The sequence below is a fragment of the Flavobacterium sp. R1_16 genome (assembly GCF_057652095.1).
Window position 1 is genome coordinate 1 of record NZ_JBYFCG010000011.1, and the last position, 20,338, is coordinate 20,338.

At 33.4% G+C, this 20,338-nt stretch carries 18 protein-coding genes; 3 read left to right on the forward strand and 15 right to left on the reverse strand.

The window, feature by feature from the left end:
• The first annotated feature begins 106 nt into the window (after nucleotides 1–106).
• Nucleotides 107–784, forward strand: a complete 678-nt coding sequence (gene tenA, locus AC23L6_RS12855; protein WP_487562881.1) for a thiaminase II — start codon at nucleotides 107–109, stop codon at nucleotides 782–784.
• Between the two features lie 126 nt (nucleotides 785–910).
• Here tenA and AC23L6_RS12860 read toward each other — a convergent pair whose 3' ends face one another.
• The 13 genes from AC23L6_RS12860 to pckA all read right to left on the reverse strand — a co-directional run bounded on the left by AC23L6_RS12860 (nucleotide 911) and on the right by pckA (nucleotide 14,313).
• Complete coding sequence (locus AC23L6_RS12860; RefSeq protein ID WP_487562880.1) at nucleotides 911–2,116, reverse strand: ATP-grasp domain-containing protein; 1,206 nt, start codon at nucleotides 2,114–2,116, stop codon at nucleotides 911–913.
• Between the two features lie 15 nt (nucleotides 2,117–2,131).
• The gene (locus AC23L6_RS12865) at nucleotides 2,132–3,565 is read right to left on the reverse strand and encodes a leucyl aminopeptidase family protein (RefSeq protein WP_487562879.1); all 1,434 of its coding nucleotides are present in this window, start codon (nucleotides 3,563–3,565) and stop codon (nucleotides 2,132–2,134) included.
• A 35-nt stretch (nucleotides 3,566–3,600) separates the two neighbouring features.
• Nucleotides 3,601–4,740, reverse strand: coding sequence for an alpha/beta hydrolase (locus AC23L6_RS12870; protein WP_487562878.1), 1,140 nt, complete (start codon nucleotides 4,738–4,740; stop codon nucleotides 3,601–3,603).
• A gap of 109 nt (nucleotides 4,741–4,849) precedes the next feature.
• Nucleotides 4,850–5,449, reverse strand: coding sequence for a bifunctional phosphoribosyl-AMP cyclohydrolase/phosphoribosyl-ATP diphosphatase HisIE (gene hisIE, locus AC23L6_RS12875; RefSeq protein WP_487562877.1), 600 nt, complete (start codon nucleotides 5,447–5,449; stop codon nucleotides 4,850–4,852).
• A gap of 34 nt (nucleotides 5,450–5,483) precedes the next feature.
• Nucleotides 5,484–6,239 carry an imidazole glycerol phosphate synthase subunit HisF gene (gene hisF, locus AC23L6_RS12880; protein ID WP_487562876.1) on the reverse strand — a complete coding sequence of 252 codons (756 nt, stop codon included), beginning with the start codon at nucleotides 6,237–6,239 and terminating at the stop codon, nucleotides 5,484–5,486.
• Between the two features lie 70 nt (nucleotides 6,240–6,309).
• A complete protein-coding gene (gene hisA / locus AC23L6_RS12885; protein ID WP_487562875.1) occupies nucleotides 6,310–7,035 on the reverse strand; it encodes a 1-(5-phosphoribosyl)-5-[(5-phosphoribosylamino)methylideneamino]imidazole-4-carboxamide isomerase in 726 nt (241 codons plus the stop codon).
• 7 nt (nucleotides 7,036–7,042) lie between these two features.
• The gene (gene hisH / locus AC23L6_RS12890; RefSeq protein WP_487562874.1) at nucleotides 7,043–7,636 is read right to left on the reverse strand and encodes an imidazole glycerol phosphate synthase subunit HisH; all 594 of its coding nucleotides are present in this window, start codon (nucleotides 7,634–7,636) and stop codon (nucleotides 7,043–7,045) included.
• A 10-nt stretch (nucleotides 7,637–7,646) separates the two neighbouring features.
• Nucleotides 7,647–7,991 carry a nuclear transport factor 2 family protein gene (locus AC23L6_RS12895; protein WP_487562873.1) on the reverse strand — a complete coding sequence of 115 codons (345 nt, stop codon included), beginning with the start codon at nucleotides 7,989–7,991 and terminating at the stop codon, nucleotides 7,647–7,649.
• 11 nt (nucleotides 7,992–8,002) lie between these two features.
• Nucleotides 8,003–9,139, reverse strand: a complete 1,137-nt coding sequence (gene hisB / locus AC23L6_RS12900) for a bifunctional histidinol-phosphatase/imidazoleglycerol-phosphate dehydratase HisB (protein WP_487562872.1) — start codon at nucleotides 9,137–9,139, stop codon at nucleotides 8,003–8,005.
• Between the two features lie 7 nt (nucleotides 9,140–9,146).
• Nucleotides 9,147–10,202: a histidinol-phosphate transaminase gene (hisC, locus tag AC23L6_RS12905; RefSeq protein ID WP_487562871.1), complete on the reverse strand. Its 1,056-nt coding sequence runs from the start codon at nucleotides 10,200–10,202 to the stop codon at nucleotides 9,147–9,149.
• A gap of 5 nt (nucleotides 10,203–10,207) precedes the next feature.
• A complete protein-coding gene (hisD, locus tag AC23L6_RS12910; protein ID WP_487562870.1) occupies nucleotides 10,208–11,500 on the reverse strand; it encodes a histidinol dehydrogenase in 1,293 nt (430 codons plus the stop codon).
• A gap of 11 nt (nucleotides 11,501–11,511) precedes the next feature.
• Nucleotides 11,512–12,369, reverse strand: a complete 858-nt coding sequence (hisG, locus tag AC23L6_RS12915; protein WP_487562869.1) for an ATP phosphoribosyltransferase — start codon at nucleotides 12,367–12,369, stop codon at nucleotides 11,512–11,514.
• A gap of 318 nt (nucleotides 12,370–12,687) precedes the next feature.
• Entirely contained in the window at nucleotides 12,688–14,313 is a 1,626-nt protein-coding gene (gene pckA, locus AC23L6_RS12920; RefSeq protein ID WP_487562868.1) for a phosphoenolpyruvate carboxykinase (ATP), read from the reverse strand.
• A 276-nt stretch (nucleotides 14,314–14,589) separates the two neighbouring features.
• Between pckA and AC23L6_RS12925 the strand changes: the two genes are divergently transcribed.
• Entirely contained in the window at nucleotides 14,590–16,284 is a 1,695-nt protein-coding gene (locus AC23L6_RS12925) for a putative transporter (RefSeq protein ID WP_487562867.1), read from the forward strand.
• Nucleotides 16,285–16,364: 80 nt separating this feature from the next.
• On the opposite strand, the gene AC23L6_RS12930 is transcribed toward AC23L6_RS12925, so the two are convergent.
• Nucleotides 16,365–16,868 carry a hypothetical protein gene (locus tag AC23L6_RS12930; protein ID WP_487562866.1) on the reverse strand — a complete coding sequence of 168 codons (504 nt, stop codon included), beginning with the start codon at nucleotides 16,866–16,868 and terminating at the stop codon, nucleotides 16,365–16,367.
• Nucleotides 16,869–16,894: 26 nt separating this feature from the next.
• Nucleotides 16,895–18,013 (reverse strand): VIT1/CCC1 transporter family protein, encoded by a 1,119-nt coding sequence (locus AC23L6_RS12935; RefSeq protein ID WP_487562865.1) that lies wholly within the window; start codon nucleotides 18,011–18,013, stop codon nucleotides 16,895–16,897.
• Between the two features lie 229 nt (nucleotides 18,014–18,242).
• Between AC23L6_RS12935 and AC23L6_RS12940 the strand changes: the two genes are divergently transcribed.
• Nucleotides 18,243–20,336 carry an LTA synthase family protein gene (locus AC23L6_RS12940; RefSeq protein ID WP_487562864.1) on the forward strand — a complete coding sequence of 698 codons (2,094 nt, stop codon included), beginning with the start codon at nucleotides 18,243–18,245 and terminating at the stop codon, nucleotides 20,334–20,336.
• Nucleotides 20,337–20,338: the final 2 nt, after the last annotated feature.

Here is a 20,338-nt window from a genome sequence, read left to right on the forward strand (position 1 = left end):
TAGTTCACCCGTTTCTTCTTCGGAAAAATAACTATTTATTTGATTATGCAAACTAAAGGCAAAACGTTAGTGGCAAGTTTGGAGCAACAGAACGAAAAAACATAATATGAACATAACTGAAAATAGAAAATTAATGACATTTACAAATAATCTTTGGCAAGAAATTAGCCCGATTTACGATTCAATTTTAGAACACAATTTTGTCAACGGACTTCAAACAGGTAAGTTATCAATGTCAAGTTTTCAATATTACATTCAACAAGATGCAATTTATCTTGCTGAATATGCGAGAGCCTTAAATCAATTAGCAGCAAGGTCAAATGAACCTGAATTAATGATGAAATTTATGCAATTCGCCCAAGATACTTTGCGAATAGAACGTGAATTACACGACAGTTATTTTAAACAATTTGATATTGAAGCGACAACAACAAAAATGCCAACTTGTTTTGCATATACGAATTATTTATTAGCAACAACAGCTCATCAACCTATTTCTGTAGGTTTAGCAGCGCTTTTACCTTGTTATTGGATTTATCCAGAAGTTGGAAAAAATATATATCAAAAATCTGTTAAACAGAATCCGTATCAAACTTGGATAGATACTTATGCGGGATACGTCTTCGAAGAATCAGTAAATGAAATGCTTGAATTGACAGAAATACTCGCTCAAAAAGCAAGTCCAACAGAAAAAAAAGCGATGAAAGAAGCTTTTCAAACATCAAGTCGAATGGAATGGTATTTTTGGAATGACGCTTATAATAAAAATAAATGGAAAGTTTAAAAATAAAACCTGCCACTAACAAAGAACTGTGCTTAAAAACAAATAAAACTTGATGTTTTTTAAATATATTTTGGCATAGTACTGTCTTGTCCTGAAATTAGAATTTATCAGTGTGTAAATAAAATGCTAATGCAAATCCTTTACTTCTTTCTGTTCTACTACAGTGGCGAAATCTCGGGTTAATCTTTCGGCATAAGTATCCAATAATTGTAAAATACGCTCATGTGATTGCGATTGCACAATGAGTCCTGCATGATACTCTAGAGGCACTCTAAAACACACTTCATCATCATCAAAGGAAGACAAATCGGGATGTTGGTATTTAGACAAGGTCAAAACGATTCCAGCATATTCTTTTTTTACTTCGGGTAATTGGTAGTCGATGCCGTTAACCAAAGCGTTTTCTATGGCTGCCCATTCGCTCCAAAGATTTATATTGGATGCAGCGGTAACCATCTCAGCAATGTGGGCTCCACCTACTCTTGAGGAAGTTTCTAGAAAATATACTTTCCCATCTTCATTGCATTTGATAAACTCTGTATGAGCCGCTCCATGTTTTAATCCAAAACCTTTAATGACTTGTTCGTTAATTTTTTTAATGGCCTTGTCGTCTTTAGAATCATACGAAATATTTGCCGTTCTGAAAATACCGCCTCCATGTGAAATTTCCATTGGAGTTGCCAGATATTTTGAAGTGATACTGAAAATGATTTTCCCATTCAAAATCAAACTGTCGCAATGGTACACATCGCCTGGGCGAAATTGCTCCACCAAATACTTGAAACGGTTGTTTCCCATTTCGTTAATATGCATCCACAAACTATCTTTATCATATACTTTTATAATTCCTGCTGCCGAAGCTTCAGAACGTGGTTTTAAAACCCATGGCGGAGTTACTGTATCTACAAAAGCATTGATATCAAAATCATTAAATAAAGAACAAAAATTAGGATTAGAAATACCACAACTTTTGGCTCTCATTCGCATGGCCAGTTTATCTCTGAAATAACGACCTGTAGTTTGCCCCATCCCGTCAATACGAAGATTTTCACGCAAATACGTCGCTTTCTCCACATCAAAATCATCCAATGCCACTATAGCATCAATTTTGTGATTTTTCATCAAATTGCCTACGCCCAATAGCAAATGTTCCATATTCCAGTCGGTATCATGACCTTCCATAAAAAATATTTCGTCAATATATTCTACTGGCCAAGACTTATCGCGAAGTTTCTCTGAAGTAACCAGAAAAACCTTGTTGCCTAATTTTTTTAAACTGATTAAAAAATCAGCTCCTTTAAAATAATTTGAAATGCAAATAAATGTTTTCATGTCGTTACTCCTATTTTACAGATTTTCAATAAATTTAGTCAATAAATGAACACCATAGGCGGTGGCATGTTTTGTTTTTGCAAATTCGTCATCGCCAAAAGCAACACCAGCAATATCCAAATGCGCCCAAGCGGTATGTTCTTCGGTAAAAAATTCTAAAAATTTCGCTGCAGTAATAGCGCCAGCCACTGGTTTTCCACTGTAATTTTTAACATCTGCAATTTCACTTTCAATGTCTGGTTTATAAGCGTCCCAAAGAGGCAGTTGCCAAAGTCTTTCTCCAACTTCATCACCTGCTTGTTGTAGTTTTTTAGAAATTGACTCATTATTGGTGAACAAGGCAGCACATTCATAACCAAAAGTACCTACGCTACTTCCTGTTAAAGTGGCAATATCGACAATAATTTCAGGAGAGAAATTTTTAATGAGATACGATAATCCATCGGCTAAAATAAGACGACCTTCTGCATCGGTATCAATAATTTCAATGGAATATCCGCCATAACTTTTGATAACATCACTTGGTAAAAAAGATTTGCTATCTACCGAATTTTCACAACAAGGAACAATAGCCGTAACTTTTACGGGTAACTTTAAATCGGATATCAATTGCATAGCACCAAAAACGGCAGCTCCACCAGCCATATCACATTTCATGTGCACCATGCCTGAGGTTTTGATATTTAAGCCTCCAGTGTCAAAAGTAATTCCTTTTCCTACTAGTCCAATGTGTTTGGTTTTAGCATCAGCATTTTCAGGAACATAGTTCATAATGATAAACTGTGGCTCTTTATCGCTTCCTTTTCCAACGGATAAAAAAGCCTCCAAATCGTTTATCTTGGCTTCTTCATAACCAAAAACCTTTGTGGTAAATCCGTATTTTTTTCCACTTTCAATAGCCCAATTGGACAGATACTTTGGTGTGATTTTATTGGGTGGCAAATCGACCAAATTGAATATTTGAAGTTGGGCAGAGGCAATTTTTATGGCCTTCACTACAGATTCTTTGTACTCCTTTTTGGATACGAGTTGTAAAACAAAATCAGGATTCAAAAAAGGATGTTCTACTTTCTCTCTTTTATAATATCCTAAATTGTAGGTGCCTAAAAACAAGCCCGAAATTACGGCCTCGACTTGCTCTGCTTGAAACGATTCGGGAATATTTAATGCTACGTGAGTATTGAACGAATCTTTAAGCTTTGATGCAATTCTTCTAAATGAAGTTTTTAACGATTTGTAATCAATTGTTTTTCCTAAGCCAACAAAAACATGCACACAATCGTACTTTTCCACCACATAATAGCTGTCTTTTTTTCCGTAGAATATTTTCGAAGAAACTGAGACTCCATGAAACTCAATTGGAACCAAACTTTTGGAATAGGTTTCATAAACTGGAATAATAATAGTCCCTGTAAATTTTTCTAAATTTTGTATTGTATTTGTTTTCATTGCTTAATTGATATTTTCGTTGCTATTATAACTTCCTAATTCTCCTTGGTACTAAAAAACAACCATTCAATAGCTTTAGGAAATTCGTCACTCCAATAGGTTTCATTGTGCTTGCCAAGCATGTTAATACTCAAATTAATTTTCATTTTATTGGACACAAATTCATTTTTAATCATGTTTTTCTTAAACTTTTTGACATGCTCCACCATAGTAGCACTTTCATCTCCACCGGCATATAAATAAATTTTGGTATCTCCTGGTTCCGAAAAATCAATCCCTGTAAAATCCATTTTGGGAACCACCCAAAGTGAAGGAGAAAAAATCATTAATTTACCATAGACTTCAGGATACATCAATCCACTGAAAATACTAACTAATCCACCCATAGAACTACCACCAATTCCTGTAAATTCTCGTTCGGGTTTGGTTCTAAATTGCTTGTCAACAAAAGGTTTTAAAGTATCAGTTATGAATCGAATGTATTTTTTTCCTTGTCCAGCACCAAGAATGGTGTTCCCAACATTGTATTCCTTGATTCGGTCTTGCTCTGCGTGCTCAATGGCGATGATGATAATTTTACCAATTTTATATTCTGCCATTACCGCAAGTTTTTTATCGATTTCCCAATTGCCATATTGGGCTTTTTCGTTGAATAAATTTTGCGCATCCTGCAAATACATTACTGGGTAATGCTCTTGAGAAGTTTCGTAATCGTGAGGAAGCAAAGCCCAAATCCTGCGGGTTTTATTCAACTGTGGGATTTCAAATTCTTCTGAAATAAGGTGAACTTTTGGTAAAAAATTAGGCTTAAAAGGCAACCAGTTTCTTCTCCATTTGTCGACATGTTCTTTTTTTACACCTGAATTTTGTTTGCAAACCCGATTTTCAGTTCTGTTACCGTATTTATCAATTTCAACCTCACTCCAATCGCCTTTGGTAAATTTATATAATAGCTCCTCTGGATAAACAAAATCATGCGGAAACTTAAAATGGTACAAGCCATTGCCAATTCTTTCCATCTGAAAATTTTGATCTTGTGTGTGCCAATGATTGAAATTCCCAGAAATATAAACGGGTCTTAAATCATCTTCATCAGTAGTGAGTACTATATTGAGTTGGGGTTCAACTAATTCGTCTTCAGTATGTCCTGAAAAGTTATTTTTATTAGAAATCATATCAATACTAAAAAAACTACATATCCTATTTGAGGAGTAAATATAGTTTTTTTGATTGTTTAAAAAAAGTTATCGCTTGATTAAGCTCTTAAAAAAGGTAAAGCAGTCCCTATTTTTCTCTCGCTTTTAAAACTGAAACCACGTCCTGCAATTGATAACCTTTGGCCTGAAGTAAAATAAGATAATGAAATAATAAATCAGCACTCTCACTTAGAAATAAATGGTCGTTACTATCTTTAGATTCAATTACAACCTCAACCGCTTCTTCCCCTACTTTTTGGGCAATTTTATTGATTCCTTTTTCAAATAAAGAGGCCACATAACTTGTATTTGAACTAGCATTTTCTTTTCTCTCTTTAATGGTGTTTTCTAATTTTGAAATAAAACCATATTCTTGATTATTAGATTCTTGCCAACAATTATCAGAACCTGTATGACAAGTTGGTCCAACTGGATTTACTTTGACTAAAAAGGTATCATTGTCACAATCGATTTTAATATCAATGAGATTAAGAAAATTTCCGCTTTCTTCTCCTTTAGTCCACAATCTATTTTTTGAACGACTGAAAAAAGTGACTTTTTTTGTTTCTAACGTCATTTGATATGCCTCTTCATTCATATAGCCCAACATCAAAACCGTTTTAGTTTCGACATCTTGAATAATGGCTGGAATTAATCCGTTTGTATTTTTTGAAAAATCTATCTTCATCTTGATTTAGGATTTTAAATGTAAGATTTAGGAACTAAAGCCTAACCTCAATATTGTTATTTTTAAGTTCTTGTTTTAAATCGTGAATTTCGATTTCTTGATAATGAAAAACACTTGCTGCCAGTGCTGCATCTGCTTTTCCTTTTTGAAAAGTATCCACAAAATGTTGCATGGTTCCCGCACCGCCCGAGGCTATTATTGGAATATTCACGATTTGTGATAATTTTGATAAAGCTTCATTTGCAAATCCGTTTTTGGTTCCATCATTGTCCATTGAAGTGAAGAGAATTTCACCTGCTCCTCTTTGCTCTACTTCTTTTGCCCAATCAAATAATTTAATTTCTGTGGGCACTTTCCCTCCTACCAAATACACCATCCACTCACCATCCATTTGTTTGGCATCAATAGCAACAACAACACATTGGCTTCCAAAAGCAGCAGCTAAATCATTGATTAACTGCGGATTTTTAACCGCCGATGAATTGATTGAAACCTTATCTGCTCCATTAATCAGAAGCTGAGACACATCCTCAACCGATGAAATTCCACCTCCAACAGTAAAGGGAATATTAATCGTCTCGGCTACTTTCCGAACCAAATCAAGTAACGTCTTTCTTCTTTCCTCAGTTGCTGAAATATCTAAAAAAACCAGTTCATCTGCCCCTTCTTCAGAATATTTTTTGGCCAATTCTACTGGGTCGCCAGCATCTTTCAAATCAACAAAATTGACTCCTTTGACGGTTCTTCCGTTTTTGATATCAAGACAAGGAATGATTCTTTTTGTTAACATTTTTTGTTTTTTGTTTGTGGTTTATCGTTTATGGTTTGCTGTTTAACAACTACAAACTATCAACAATAAACTATAAACCAATTATATAATTTTCTAGTTGTTTCAATGTAATTCGTCCTTCGTAAATTGCTTTTCCAATTATGGTTCCTTCGCAACCTATTTCGGCTAATTTTGGTAATTCATCAAAAGTTGAAATTCCGCCAGAAGCTATTAATTTTAATCCTTTAGTTTGTGATAAAATCTTTTGATACAACTCAAAACTAGGTCCTTCAAGCATTCCATCTTTGGCAATATCCGTACAAATAACATACTGAATTCCATTTTCTTGATAGTTATGAATAAAAGGGATTAAATCTTCTTTACTTTCTTCTAACCAACCCGAAATGGCTACTTTTTCATTATTCGCATCAGCACCAAGAATGATTTTATCAGAACCGTATTGAGCAATCCATTCTTTAAAAAGAATTGGATTTTTAATGGCTATACTTCCTCCTGTAATTTGACTAGCTCCGCTTTCAAAAGCAATTTTTAAATCGGCATCAGATTTTAATCCTCCTCCAAAATCAATTTTTAAGCTAGTTTTAGAAGCTATTTGCTCCAAAACTTTGTGATTCACAATTTTACTTGATTTTGCACCATCCAAATCTACTAAATGCAAATATTGAATTCCGTGTGCCTCAAAAGATTTAGCTACTTCTAGTGGATTTTCATAGTATATTTTTTTTGTGTCATAATCTCCTTTTGAAAGTCGAACACATTTTCCGTCGATAATATCTATTGCTGGTATTATTCTCATTTTAAAATTAGAAGTTAGAGGTTAGAAGTAGGAAGTTTTTTAGGATTTGCTCTCCAAATTTTCCGCTTTTTTCAGGATGAAACTGAACTCCATAGAAATTATCTTTTTGTAAAGCCGTGGCATATTCCATTTCATAATTCGTTATGGCAATGGCTTCTTCACATTTTGGGGCATAAAAACTGTGCACTAAATACATGTATTCGTTTTCAGCAATGCCTTCAAACAATGGAGATTTTAAATTATAAATCGTATTCCAACCCATTTGTGGTACTTTGACCGCATTTGAAAATTTGACAATATCAACATCAAAAATTCCTAATCCTTTTGTATTTCCCTCTTCAGAAGAATGACACATCAATTGCATTCCCAAACAAATCCCTAAAACGGGTTGCTTTAGAGTAGGTATTAGTGTATCTAATCCTATCTCTTGCAATTTTTTCATTGCACTACTCGCCTCACCCACACCAGGAAAAATAACCTTATCGGCTGATAGAATTTCATTTGAATCATTGGTCAAAATTCCTTCAAAACCTAGTCGTTGCAATGCAAATTGGATACTTTGAATGTTTCCTGCACCGTAATTTATAATAGCTATTTTCATTTATCTTGAATTAAGAATAGTGAGCAATCATTTTATTCACTAAACCTTGCTTGTCAAAAAACATGACCTCAATTGCTGTTTTATTCATAATCGATTTATAATATAACGCAACTGAATCTACTCCTTTAGTTACACCAATCAATTCAAAATGCAAATCAGGAATTTTATCTAAAGCCCTTGACCAATAATCTTTTACAGACTCTTTTCCTTTTAACGAATCACTTTCAATGCCTGTAGCTATGCGTATCATAGGAGTCGTAATTTCTACATCGTCAGAATAATGTTTGAGGATTTCGTCTAGATTATGAGAATTCCATACTTCAATCCATTTGTTAGCAAATTCATTCGCGTCCATAATTTCTATCTTTAAAGCATTCCTTTTGTACTTGGTAAAATCATTTTTTCTACATCTCGTTTTACTGCTGCCTTTATTGCTTTAGCAAAAGCTTTAAAAATGGCCTCGATTTTATGATGTTCATTGTCCCCTTTGGCTTTAATATTTAAATTGGCTTTGGCTCCGTCAGAAAACGATTTGAAGAAATGCAAAAACATCTCGGTTGGCATCTTCCCTATCATTTCACGCTTAAATTCGGTTTCCCAAACCAACCAATTTCTACCGCCAAAATCAATGGCAACTTGAGCCAAACAATCGTCCATAGGCAGGCAGAAACCATAGCGTTCGATACCCAATTTGTTACCTAATGCCTTTGCAAAAACTTCTCCCAATGCAATAGCAGTATCTTCAATAGTGTGATGTTCATCGACTTCTAAATCGCCTTTTACTTTGATTTCTAAATCCATTTGTCCGTGGCGAGCAATTTGGTCGAGCATGTGATCAAAAAAAGCAATTCCCGTTTCTATTTTACTTTTTCCTGTACCGTCGAGATTCAAGTTAATGTAAATATCTGTTTCATTTGTCTTTCTTGAAACAGTTGCTACTCTGTTGTCTAGTTTCAAAAATTCATAAATAGCTTTCCAATCGGTTGTTTTTAAAGCTATAACTGCTTCTAATTCGTGTAGTTTTGATGCAATTTCATCGCTTCCTAAACCTTCATCAGTATTGATGAAAATAGCTTTAGAACCTAGGTTTTTTGCTAATTCTACATCTGTAATTCTGTCCCCAATAACGAATGAATTTGCTAAATCATACTCCGAATTATCGATATATTTGGTCAACATACCTGTAGCAGGTTTACGTGTAGGTAAATTTTCGTGAGGAAACGATTTATCGATATACACAGCATCAAAATGAACGCCTTCGTTTTCAAAAGACTTCAAAATCAAATTATGAACAGGCCAAAAATTAGCTTCTGGATGTGAATCCGTACCAAGTCCATCTTGATTGGTCACCATAACCAACTCGTAGTCTAATTCATTAGCAATTTTCCCTAGATATTGAAACGCTTTTGGATAAAATTCCAATTTGTCAAAACTGTCTAATTGATAGTCGCTTGGTTCTAAAACCATTGTTCCGTCTCTATCGATAAAAAGTATTTTTTTCATTTTATTTTTAATTTAACCCTGCTAGTAGAGTTAGTGATTCAATTAATTTTAAATTCTCCTTTGCAGTACCAATGGTTAACCGCAACGTATTTTCACATAGTGGTTGCGTAGTTCTATTTCGAATTACAATTCCTTTTGCTATCAATTGATTGTATCTTTTGGTAGCATCGTCCACTTTTATTAAAATAAAATTAGCTTCGGTTGGATATACTTTTTCAACATATTTTATTTCTTGTAATTGTTGAAGTAATTTATCTCTTTCCTCTTTAATACAATGAATTTCATATTGTAAACTAATTGTATCTAAAATTCTAGTTAACGCTTTTTGCTGTGTCAATTCGTTAACATTATACGGCGGTTTTATTTTATTCAAAATCGCAATAATTGATGCGGAAGCATACAAAATTCCTAATCGAATTCCCGCCATTCCGTAAGCCTTTGAAAGAGTTTGGGTAATGACTAAATTGGGATATTGCTTTATTTTTTGCAACCAACTTTCTTTTTCGGAAAAGTCTATGTAAGCCTCGTCTAACACTATTAATCCATTAAATTGCTCTAATAACAATGAAACATTTTCATCGGAAAATGAATTACCCGTAGGATTATTTGGTGAACAAAGAAAAATCATTTTGGTGTTCTTATCCACTGCGTCTAGAATAGCTTCAACATTAGGCTGAAAGTCTTGATTTAAAAGTATTTCTTTGTTTTCGATGGCGTTTAAATTGGCTAAAACGCCATACATACCATAAGTTGGAGGGAGTGTAATTACATTGTCACGATTGGGTTCGCAAAAAGCACGAAATAACAAATCTAGCACCTCATCACTTCCGTTTCCTAATAAAATTTGATTCTGTTCGACTTTCTTCAATTCAGCCAAAACACCTTTAACCGTTTTTTGTTGTGGATCAGGATAGCGATTTACTCCATTTTGAAATGGATTCTCATTGGCATCTAAGAAAATCATATCGGAGGTATCAAAATCCTCGAACTCGTCACGCGCAGAAGAATAAGGCTTCATCGACTTAACGTTTTCGCGAATTAAACTATTTATATCAAAACTCATTTCTTTCAATCTTTAAATTTTAAATCATTCAATCTCAAAGTAACTGCGTTTTTATGAGCTTGTAAGCCTTCGGCTTCTGCCATAACCTCAATTGCTTTTCCGATATTTTGAATGCCCTTTTTGGATATTTTTTGAAACGTCATCGATTTTAAAAAGCTATCTAAATTTACCCCTGAGTAATTTTTAGCATAGCCGTTTGTAGGCAAGGTATGATTTGTTCCAGAAGCATAATCTCCTGCACTTTCTGGTGTATAATTTCCTATAAAGATGGAGCCTGCATTCGATATGTTCTCGACATAAAAATCTTCATTTTTACTACAAATGATAAAATGTTCAGGACCGTATTCATCGATTAAATCTAAGGCAATTTTGTCATTTTCAACATAAATTAATTTAGAGTTTTTGATGGCTTTTTCAGCGATGGCTTTTCTGGGTAACAGTTTAATTTGATTGCTAATTTCAGTTTCGACTTCATCAATTAATTCCTTAGAAGTACTGACTAAAATAACCTGACTATCAGCACCATGTTCCGCTTGACTTAACAAATCAGAGGCAACAAAACTAGCGTTTGCAGTATCATCAGCAACAACTAATAATTCTGAAGGTCCTGCAGGCATATCAATAGCTACTCCAAATTGTGTGGCAAATTGTTTGGCAACAGTTACAAATTGATTACCTGGCCCAAAAATTTTATATACTTTAGGAATCGCTTTAGTGCCAAAAGTCATTCCTGCAATTGCTTGAATTCCGCCCACTTTCAGTATTTTAGTTACTCCACACAAATGTGCAGCATATAAAATAGCTGGGTTTAGTTGCCCATTTTTATCTGGTGGCGAACACAAAACTATTTCTTGACATCCAGCGATTTTGGCTGGAACCGAGAGCATTAAAACCGTTGAAAACAAAGGAGCAGTTCCTCCTGGAATGTATAAACCCACTTTTTGAATAGGTCTTTTTTCCTGCCAGCATTTCACACCTTCTGTAGTCTCAACGAATACTTTTGATGTTTGTTGAGCGGCATGAAATTTCTCAATATTTGATTTTGCTATAGCAATAGCCTCTTTGAGGTCATCAGAGACTAAATTAATAGCTTCAATAATTTCATTGTTTGTAACTTCTATATTTTCAAGTGTAATTCCATCGAAAAGAGAGGTATATTTTGTTACAGCGGTATCTCCTTTTGCTTGAATTTCTTTAAAAATTCCTTTGACAGTTTCTTCAATATCATTGAAATTAGCTGTTGGTCGTTTTAATAATTTTGACCAAGTTGCTGCTGTTGGGTTGTATATTTTATTCATTTTAAAAAAAATTAAAGCACCATTTTTTCAATTGGACAAACTAATATTCCCTCAGCCCCAGCTTCTTTGAGTTGGTCAATAACATCCCAAAATGTATCTCTATCAATTACGGAATGAACACTACTCCATCCCTCTTCTGCTAATGGCATAACGGTGAGGCTTTTTAAAACAGGTAAAATTTTACCTATAGTTTCAATTTTGTCATTAGGGACATTCATCAAAATATATTTCGAATTTCGTGCTTTTAAAACCGATTGAATTCTAAATTGCAATTTGTCTAAAATAGATTGAGTTTCGGCCGAAATTGTTGGAGAAACTGCCAAAACCGCCTCGCTTTTTAAAATGACTTCTACTTCTTTCAAATTGTTTTTAAACAAAGTACTTCCACTAGAAACGATGTCTACAATGGCATCTGCTAAACCAATGTTAGGTGCAATTTCAACAGAACCGGATATTTGGTGAATATCTACAGTTAATCCAAAAGAATTAAAATATTCTATAACGGTATTGGGATAGGAAGTTGCGATACGCATTCCGTCTAAATCTTTTATCGATTGATATTGAAATGTTTTAGGCACCGCAACAGAAACTTTGCATTTTGAAAAGCCCAATTTTTGAGCAATTTTTATTCCTTTACCTTTTTCTATTAAAAGATTATCTCCAACAATAGCTGCATCTACAACTCCGTCAATAAGATATTGAGGAATATCAGAATTTCTAAGAAATAATACTTCTAATGGAAAATTGGTAGCCTGTGCTTTTAGTTGGTCGTTTCCGTTGTCTATTGAAATGCCACAGTCTTTTAAAATCTGGATACTATCTTCATTTAGACGTCCTGATTTTTGAATTGCGATTTTTAAAGTACTCATTTGTTGCTTTTTGTTTTTTTGATTTTGTACATTTTGTTTGAGCACTACTAACTAATAAAAAACCCGTTTGAAGTGCTCAAACGGGTCATTAAAATATAGTGAATTACACACATACCATTAACACATCGCTTGAGAGCAATTTGTAAAATGATGGTGATGTAATTGATTTATAAGCATGGTTATTTTTTATTTGTTGCAAATATAACTTAAAAAGAATTTAAAAAACAAAGCATTTAAAAAATATCACAAAAAACATCTGTCAGTATATTTTATTTAACTAGACAGATGTTTAATCAACAAACTTTAAAGAAACAAACACTATTCACTCATTACCGCTGCCTCAACTGATGGTCCTGCCGCCACTAGACGTTTCCCTTCTTCAGTATTGGTGTACTGCTGGAAGTTTTTGATGTATCGAGCTGATAAATCTTTGGCTTTACGTTCCCATTCTGCTTTATCTTTATAAGTATCTCTTGGATCAAGAATACCTTCGCTTACTCCTGTTAGAGCTGTAGGAATTGTTAAGTTCAAGAAAGGAATATGCTTAGTTTCAGCAGTATCTATTTCGCTGTTAATAATGGCATCTATAATCGCTCTAGTATTTTTAAGAGAGATTCTTTTTCCTGTTCCGTTCCAACCCGTATTCACTAGATAAGCCTTAGCCCCATGTTTTTTCATTTTTCCAATTAATGTTTTAGAATACATTGTTGGGTGTAATGTTAAAAAAGCTTCTCCAAATGCAGGTGAAAATGATGGTTCTGGCTCAGTTATTCCTCTTTCGGTTCCTGCTAGTTTAGAGGTATATCCGCAAAGAAAGTGGTATTGAGCTTGATCTTCATCTAAGATTGAAACTGGAGGCAGAACTCCAAAAGCATCGGCAGATAGGTAGATGATTTTACTTGCATGACCTGCTTTAGAAGGCAACACGATTTTATTGATGTGATAAATTGGATAAGACACTCTTGAATTTTCTGTTATAGAGTGGTCGAAATAATTGATTTCTCCATATTCGTCAACGATTACATTTTCTAACAAAGCATCTCTTTTGATAGCTCTCCAAATATCCGGTTCGTTATTTTCGCTCAAATCAATCACTTTTGCATAACATCCACCTTCATAATTAAAGACTCCGTTGTCATCCCAACCGTGCTCATCGTCTCCAATCAAATAGCGTTTTGGGTCAGCTGATAAGGTTGTTTTTCCAGTTCCAGAAAGACCGAAGAAAACAGCAACGTCTCCTTTTTCGCCTACGTTTGCAGAGCAGTGCATTGATGCCATTCCTTTTAAAGGAAGGTAATAATTCATCATAGAAAACATTCCTTTTTTCATTTCACCTCCGTACCAAGTTCCGCCTATAATTTGGATTTTTTCAGTAAGGTTAAATAAAACGAAGTTTTCAGAATTTAATCCGTGTTCTTTCCAATCAGGATTGGTTGCTTTAGAGCCATTCATTACGATAAAATCAGGTTCTCCAAAATTTTCTAGTTCATATATAGAAGGTCTAATGAACATGTTAGTTACAAAATGTGCCTGCCATGCCACTTCCATTATAAAACGAACTTTTAATCTTGTATCGGCATTGGTTCCACAAAAAGCATCCACTACATACAATTTTGGAGAGGTTGACAGTTGTTCTAAAACCAATGCTTTCAAATCATTCCAAACTTCTATAGTAGTAGGAAAATTAACTTTATCGTCCCAATATATAGTATCTTTGGTAATATCATCTTTTACAATATATCTGTCTTTAGGAGAACGTCCTGTAAAAATTCCTGTTTTTACAGCCACTGCACCAGTATCAGTTAAAGCTCCTTTTTCATATCCTTTTCTTTTATGAGAAACTTCTGCTTGAAATAACTCTTCATAAGAAGGATTGTAAGAAACCTCATGATACCCTGTAATTCCTAAGTCATGTAATTCCTGAATAATTTTAATGTTTTTCATATTGCTTAATTTTAAAAAATTCTTAGTTGTTTATTTATACTCCAAAATTAAAATTCTTAGATGGTATAAAACCTGATTTTTATCATATTAGTTAAAAAGATGCGAAATCGATTTCGAAAAAACATCACTATTTATAAGGCTTTTCAGTTGTCAAATAAATTTAGAAACGGTATTTCTGAAATGCTTAAATTTACAAAAATAATCTGATTTTTATCATGTAACCTGAAAAAAAGATGTTATTCATTTGCACTATTATTTACTTTAAATCATAAAATTATGTTTGATTGGTTTTACAAATTGTTTTCTCCGAATGATAATCCGGATATTACTCAATCATTAATTGTATTATTAATTGCCATTAGTGTAGGTTTTTTTGCAGGTAGAATAAAAGTACGAAATATATCTCTTGGTGTTTCTGCTGTTATGTTTGTTGGTCTATTTTTGGGACACTATGGATACAGAATGGATGAAAGCATTCTGGTTTTTGCGCGAGATTTTGGTTTGATCCTGTTCGTATATGGAATTGGTATTCAAGTAGGTCCTTCGTTCTTTTCGTCCTTTAAAAAAGATGGATTACTCTTTAATATTTTGGCTGTTGGTTCTGTTCTACTGGGTGGAATAATTACCTATTGTATCCATTATGTCACTAAGATCGATATTGAAAATGCTGTTGGTTTGATGTCAGGCTCGGTAACAAATACGCCTGGTCTTGGAGCAGCAAAATCTACTCTTCAAGAGATACAGAATCAATTTCCCTCAAAAGTGTTTGGCGACCCAACCATAGCTTATGCCATTACTTATCCATTGGGCGTTTTTGGAATTATTTTGACTATTATTTTATCCAAATCAGTACTAAAAATTGATTTACACAAGGAAAGTCTACTTCTTAAGATAAAATCATCAAACAAAGAAAATAAGATTATTCATGAAAAATGTAGAATTACCAATCAAGAGTTGTCAGGAAAAAGTATTTATCAGATTTACAAAGAATTAGACATTCATAACATCATTATTTCTAGACTCAAAAATAGTGGTTCAAAAGTAGTTTACTCTCCTTCATTAGACTCAAAAATTCATCACAAAGATGTAGTAATGGTAGTAGGAAACAAGAAAGATGTAGACCATTTTATTCAACTAACAGGAAAAGTTTCCACTGATTTATTCATTGAATCTGAAGAAGATGTTGTAGCAAAAAATATTCTTGTTACCCGCAAATCTGCCACTCATAAAACCCTAGCAGAATTGGATTTGCATAACAAATTTGATTTGAAAGTAACTCGTGTGATACGTTCAGGGTTGGAACTATTAGCACAGCCTTCATTAGAATTGTATTATGGTGACAAATTATTAATTGTAGGAAACAAAGAGGCCATTACTGAAGTTGAGAAAATAATTGGAAATTCTGAGAAAAGTCTCTTGGAACCTGATTTTTTATCCTTATTTGGCGGTCTGATTATAGGTATTATCGTAGGTTCAATTCCAATTTTTATTCCATCTCTTCCTGTTCCTCTGAAATTAGGTTTTGCAGCTGGACCACTTTTAACAGCGCTTTTCATTAGTAGGTATGGTGGTGTTGGAGTTATACATTCTTACATCAATAATGGAGCGGTGTATTTTATGAAAGACTTGGGAATTTGCCTCTTTTTTGCCGCTGTTGGAATTCATGCTGGTGCGGAGTTCTATGAAAATTTCATTAAATTCAACGGTTGGATTTGGATTTATTATGGTTGTTTCATCACTTTCATTCCATTGATTTTAATGGTTCTGGTGAGTCGATTTGTATTTAAACTTAACTTCTATCAACTAGTTGGAATCATGAGTGGAGCCTATACCGATCCTGCTGCTCTTGCATTTAGTACAAAATATTTAGATTCAGATATTCCAAATCAATCCTATGCTACGGTTTATCCTTTGGTAACCATATCCAGAATATTAGTTGCACAATTACTCATCTTGCTATTTGCTAGTTAATACTAAAATATTTTTCAATAGAAAAGGAGAATTACTTTAAAGCGATTCTCCTTTTTTGTTAAAACAATCTGCTATTATTTTTAATCTTCTTTTTCGCCTTGCTCCGTTTCTGTAGTATTTTGAGCTTCAGATGAAATAGTTGCGTTAGCTCTAATTTCGGTATGGCGAATTTCGCCGCCCGAAGTACCCACTTGTTTTGCAAAAAATACAGCAACTAATGCAAGTATAACTACAAGTATAGAAGTGTGTTTTTCAAATACTATCTTTTTAATAGAAAAATATAAAGAAAGTATAGAAAAAGCTCCAATGATATACAATAACAAAGCTAATGTTTCTGCAAGTTCCTCGTGTTCATGAATAATTTGTTTTCCAACACTTGGCATATCTTCCACTAACTCCTCTGCTCCTTCTCCTGTCCCCATACTGAACGCTCCAAATAAAGCTGCAATAATGAATAGGACATAAGCAACTGTTTTTACAGATTTATTCTTTAAAACAATTCCTATAATTAAAATTCCTAATCCAAAAATAGTTCCGATAATCGGAAAATGGTTTACTACCATGTGTAAATGTGCGTCGTTCATGATTTTATTTGTTATTTGTTGTTAATTTATCCTGCTAATGAAACACCTATTAAAGAGCCTATTCCATAAGTAACCGCAGCTGCTGCAAGTCCAAAAGCTACTTGTCTGAACCCAGAAAATAAGACGCTTTTACCTGTTAAAAGTGTTATGGCGGCACCTATACCAAAAAGACCTATTACACTGCTACCAATACTTAGTAAAATAGCATTTTTACCATCTAAGAAAATAAAAGGATACAATGGAATAATGGCTCCAATTGCAAATAAAATAAAAGAAGCAATAGCAGCTTCCCATGCTGAACCTCCTAATTCTTCTTTATCAATTCCTAACTCTTCGGTTATTATTGCATCAATTGCTGTTTGTGGATTTTCAAATGCTTTTTCAGCTAATTTCTTAGCCTCATCTGTACTCATACCTTTGGCTTGATACAATAAAATCAGTTCTTTCTTTTCTTCCTCAGGAGATGCTTCTAATTCTTCTGTTTCTAAATCTATTTGCCGTTGATTCAATTCTCTTGAACTTTGAACTGATAGCCATTCGCCTAAAGCCATAGAAATTGCTCCAGCTAAAAGTCCAGCAATTCCAGTTAAAAGAATGGTATTATTAGATACTGCCGCTCCAGCAACTCCCATAACCAAACTCATATTAGAAACCAATCCATCATTAGAACCTAAAACAGCCGCTCGCAGGGCATTTCCTCCAACGGATTTATGACGACTTTCAAATTTAGACAACAACCCTCCGGAAATATTTAAGGCAGCGTTATTATTGACTGCTTCAATAATATTAAGATGATTGTGCTCAAAACCTGTTGGCTTTTCACCATTTTCAATCTTGTTTTTTACTGCATTCACAGCAAACTGTCTTTCGATACTTGACAAATTACTGATGATGGAACCATAACCAAAAACTTTCCCCAATTTTAATTGAAATTTTGCTCTTGAAGATGGTAATGGCATAGTGTAACTCGAGTCAAAAGTCAATACTTTTTCCATCATGTGGCGAGCATGTCCTTTCTCAATTTCAGCTAAACTCTGTAAAACTCTGGCTAAATTTTCATCAGATTGAATTTCCGCAATACTCTCGTATAAAAAGGCAGTATCCACCTCCGTCTGCAGTTGTTCTTTTAATTTAGTACTATCCATATTTGTTTGTCATGTTAACTATTTACAAACTCAAAGGTAATCAAAATAAAGCTGAATTTTCATGATATTAATTGCTATAATAACCTGTTGGGTGTAATTAGTTTTTGATGAAAATCATTTTAACATCTTTACTTCTAAAGACAATTCAATACAGAAATACCCTACTTTAATTAAAAACATTAGACAATCATTTGAGTAGATTATCTACCTTTGTTAAAAATTTATTACGATGTCTTTCTTTAAAAAATTATCTCCTTTTTACACATTAGGTCTATTATATCTTTCGATTACTTTTATTTTGAGGATTGTACTACTTTTTCATCCTATTACACAATCTTCATTTGATTTTGGTAGTATCATTTCTATTTTCTCTTTTGGATTGCTATCCGATATTTTTGTTTTTATTGTTGCTAGTGGATTTTTATGGCTGTATTTGATTTTTATTTCCAACTCAAAATATACAAAACCCTATGGCTATATCCTTTTTGGATTATTACTTGCTTTATTGATTTATGTGAGTTTTTTCAATACCATACTGAATGAATATGGAGGTTCTCTTCCTGAAATAGGTATAAGTTTTATCGCCATTAAAACAATTCTATTTGGAATATTCCTTTTCCTACCAAAATATCGTAAAACCATTCGATTCTGGCTTTTTAGTTTTGTCGTATTTTTATTTGTAATCATCATCATTCAAAATGCTATTAGTGAATATTTTTTCTGGAATGAATTCGGGGTACGATATAATTTCATAGCCGTAGACTATTTAGTTTATACCAATGAAGTTATAGGAAACATCATGCAATCTTATCCCGTAATACCCATTTTTACTGGGTTATTTATAGTATCTGGATTGATTAGCTATCTTATTATACAGCAATCAAAATACTACATTGAAAATATTCCTACATTTTCGGAGAAAATTAAATTATCGGCTATCTATTTACTTTTGTTATTCATATCATTTGTAGCAATTCCATATTTATCTTCAAAAGAAAAATCTACGAATATTTTTGCTAATGAATTACAAGCTAACGGGATTTATAAATTTTATCTCGCCTTCATGAATAATGAACTGGACTATTTTAAATTTTATAAAACTATTTCGGAGAAAAAGGCTTATGAATTGTTGCATCAGCAAATTCCTGATACCTATGGCAAAAATATCATCCGACAAATAAACAGTAATTCAAGCGAATTACATAAAAATGTGGTTCTTATAACCATTGAAAGCTATAGTGGTGAGTTTTTAAAAATGAATGGAAACACACAAAATTTAACGCCGTTCATTGATAGCTTAGCAACCAAAAGTTTACTATTCACTAATCTTTATGCTGTAGGAAATAGAACGGTTCGCGGTCTTGAAGCCGTAACTTTGTGCTTGCCTCCAACTGCTGGTGAAAGTGTCATAAAAAGAAAAGACAATAAAAATAAATTTTCAACTGGATTCATCTTCAAACAAAAGGGTTACACTGTAAAATACATGTATGGTGGAGATGCTTTTTTTGACAATATGGAAGATTTTTTCTCAGGAAATGGATATGAAATTGTAGATAAAAAAGCTTTCCAACCTAATGAAATTACATTTCAGAATATTTGGGGTGTTTGTGATGAAGATATGTATAACAAGGCGATAAAAGTCATGAATCATGAAGCTGAAAAAGGCAAACCCTTTTTCAATCATATTATGACAGTGAGTAATCACCGACCATTCACTTTTCCTAATAATAAAATTGATATTTCTGGAGATTCAAAATCACGTGAAGGAGGTATAAAATACACGGATTTTGCAATGAAACAATTTTTTAAAATGGCTAGTAAACAGCCTTGGTTCAACAATACCGTTTTTGTGATTTTAGCCGATCATTGTGCCTCAAGTGCTGGTAAAACCGAACTTCCTCTTGATAAATATCGTATTCCTGCCATGATATATAGTCCTAGTTTTATTCCTCCTAAACAGGTAAATCAACTCATGTCGCAAATAGATGTCATGCCTACATTATTCGGATTATTGAATTTTAAGTATCAAAGTAAGTTTTTTGGTCAAGATGTATTAAAAGACACCTACAAACCAAGAGCTTTAATTGCTACTTATCAAAATTTAGGTTTAATAAAAGACTCTGTTTTGACGGTACTTTCACCTAAACAACAAGTAAAACAATTTCATTTGAACCAAATTAGAGACCCAAAACTAGGTTCCAATTTCCAATTGTACTATGATGAAGAGCCTCTAAAAAAAACACGACCAGATTTAGTAGACGAAACCATATCCTATTATCAAACAGCTTCCAGCATGTTAAAGAAAAAAGAGTATCAAAAATAAAT

Coding starts and splice junctions, on each gene's coding strand:
- tenA (WP_487562881.1), top strand. CDS start 107: ATGAACATAACTGAAAATAGAAAATTAATGACATTTACAAATAATCTT.
- AC23L6_RS12860 (WP_487562880.1), bottom strand. CDS start 2,116: ATGAAAACATTTATTTGCATTTCAAATTATTTTAAAGGAGCTGATTTT.
- AC23L6_RS12865 (WP_487562879.1), bottom strand. CDS start 3,565: ATGAAAACAAATACAATACAAAATTTAGAAAAATTTACAGGGACTATT.
- AC23L6_RS12870 (WP_487562878.1), bottom strand. CDS start 4,740: ATGATTTCTAATAAAAATAACTTTTCAGGACATACTGAAGACGAATTA.
- hisIE (WP_487562877.1), bottom strand. CDS start 5,449: ATGAAGATAGATTTTTCAAAAAATACAAACGGATTAATTCCAGCCATT.
- hisF (WP_487562876.1), bottom strand. CDS start 6,239: ATGTTAACAAAAAGAATCATTCCTTGTCTTGATATCAAAAACGGAAGA.
- hisA (WP_487562875.1), bottom strand. CDS start 7,035: ATGAGAATAATACCAGCAATAGATATTATCGACGGAAAATGTGTTCGA.
- hisH (WP_487562874.1), bottom strand. CDS start 7,636: ATGAAAATAGCTATTATAAATTACGGTGCAGGAAACATTCAAAGTATC.
- AC23L6_RS12895 (WP_487562873.1), bottom strand. CDS start 7,991: ATGGACGCGAATGAATTTGCTAACAAATGGATTGAAGTATGGAATTCT.
- hisB (WP_487562872.1), bottom strand. CDS start 9,139: ATGAAAAAAATACTTTTTATCGATAGAGACGGAACAATGGTTTTAGAA.
- hisC (WP_487562871.1), bottom strand. CDS start 10,202: ATGAGTTTTGATATAAATAGTTTAATTCGCGAAAACGTTAAGTCGATG.
- hisD (WP_487562870.1), bottom strand. CDS start 11,500: ATGAATAAAATATACAACCCAACAGCAGCAACTTGGTCAAAATTATTA.
- hisG (WP_487562869.1), bottom strand. CDS start 12,369: ATGAGTACTTTAAAAATCGCAATTCAAAAATCAGGACGTCTAAATGAA.
- pckA (WP_487562868.1), bottom strand. CDS start 14,313: ATGAAAAACATTAAAATTATTCAGGAATTACATGACTTAGGAATTACA.
- AC23L6_RS12925 (WP_487562867.1), top strand. CDS start 14,590: ATGTTTGATTGGTTTTACAAATTGTTTTCTCCGAATGATAATCCGGAT.
- AC23L6_RS12930 (WP_487562866.1), bottom strand. CDS start 16,868: ATGAACGACGCACATTTACACATGGTAGTAAACCATTTTCCGATTATC.
- AC23L6_RS12935 (WP_487562865.1), bottom strand. CDS start 18,013: ATGGATAGTACTAAATTAAAAGAACAACTGCAGACGGAGGTGGATACT.
- AC23L6_RS12940 (WP_487562864.1), top strand. CDS start 18,243: ATGTCTTTCTTTAAAAAATTATCTCCTTTTTACACATTAGGTCTATTA.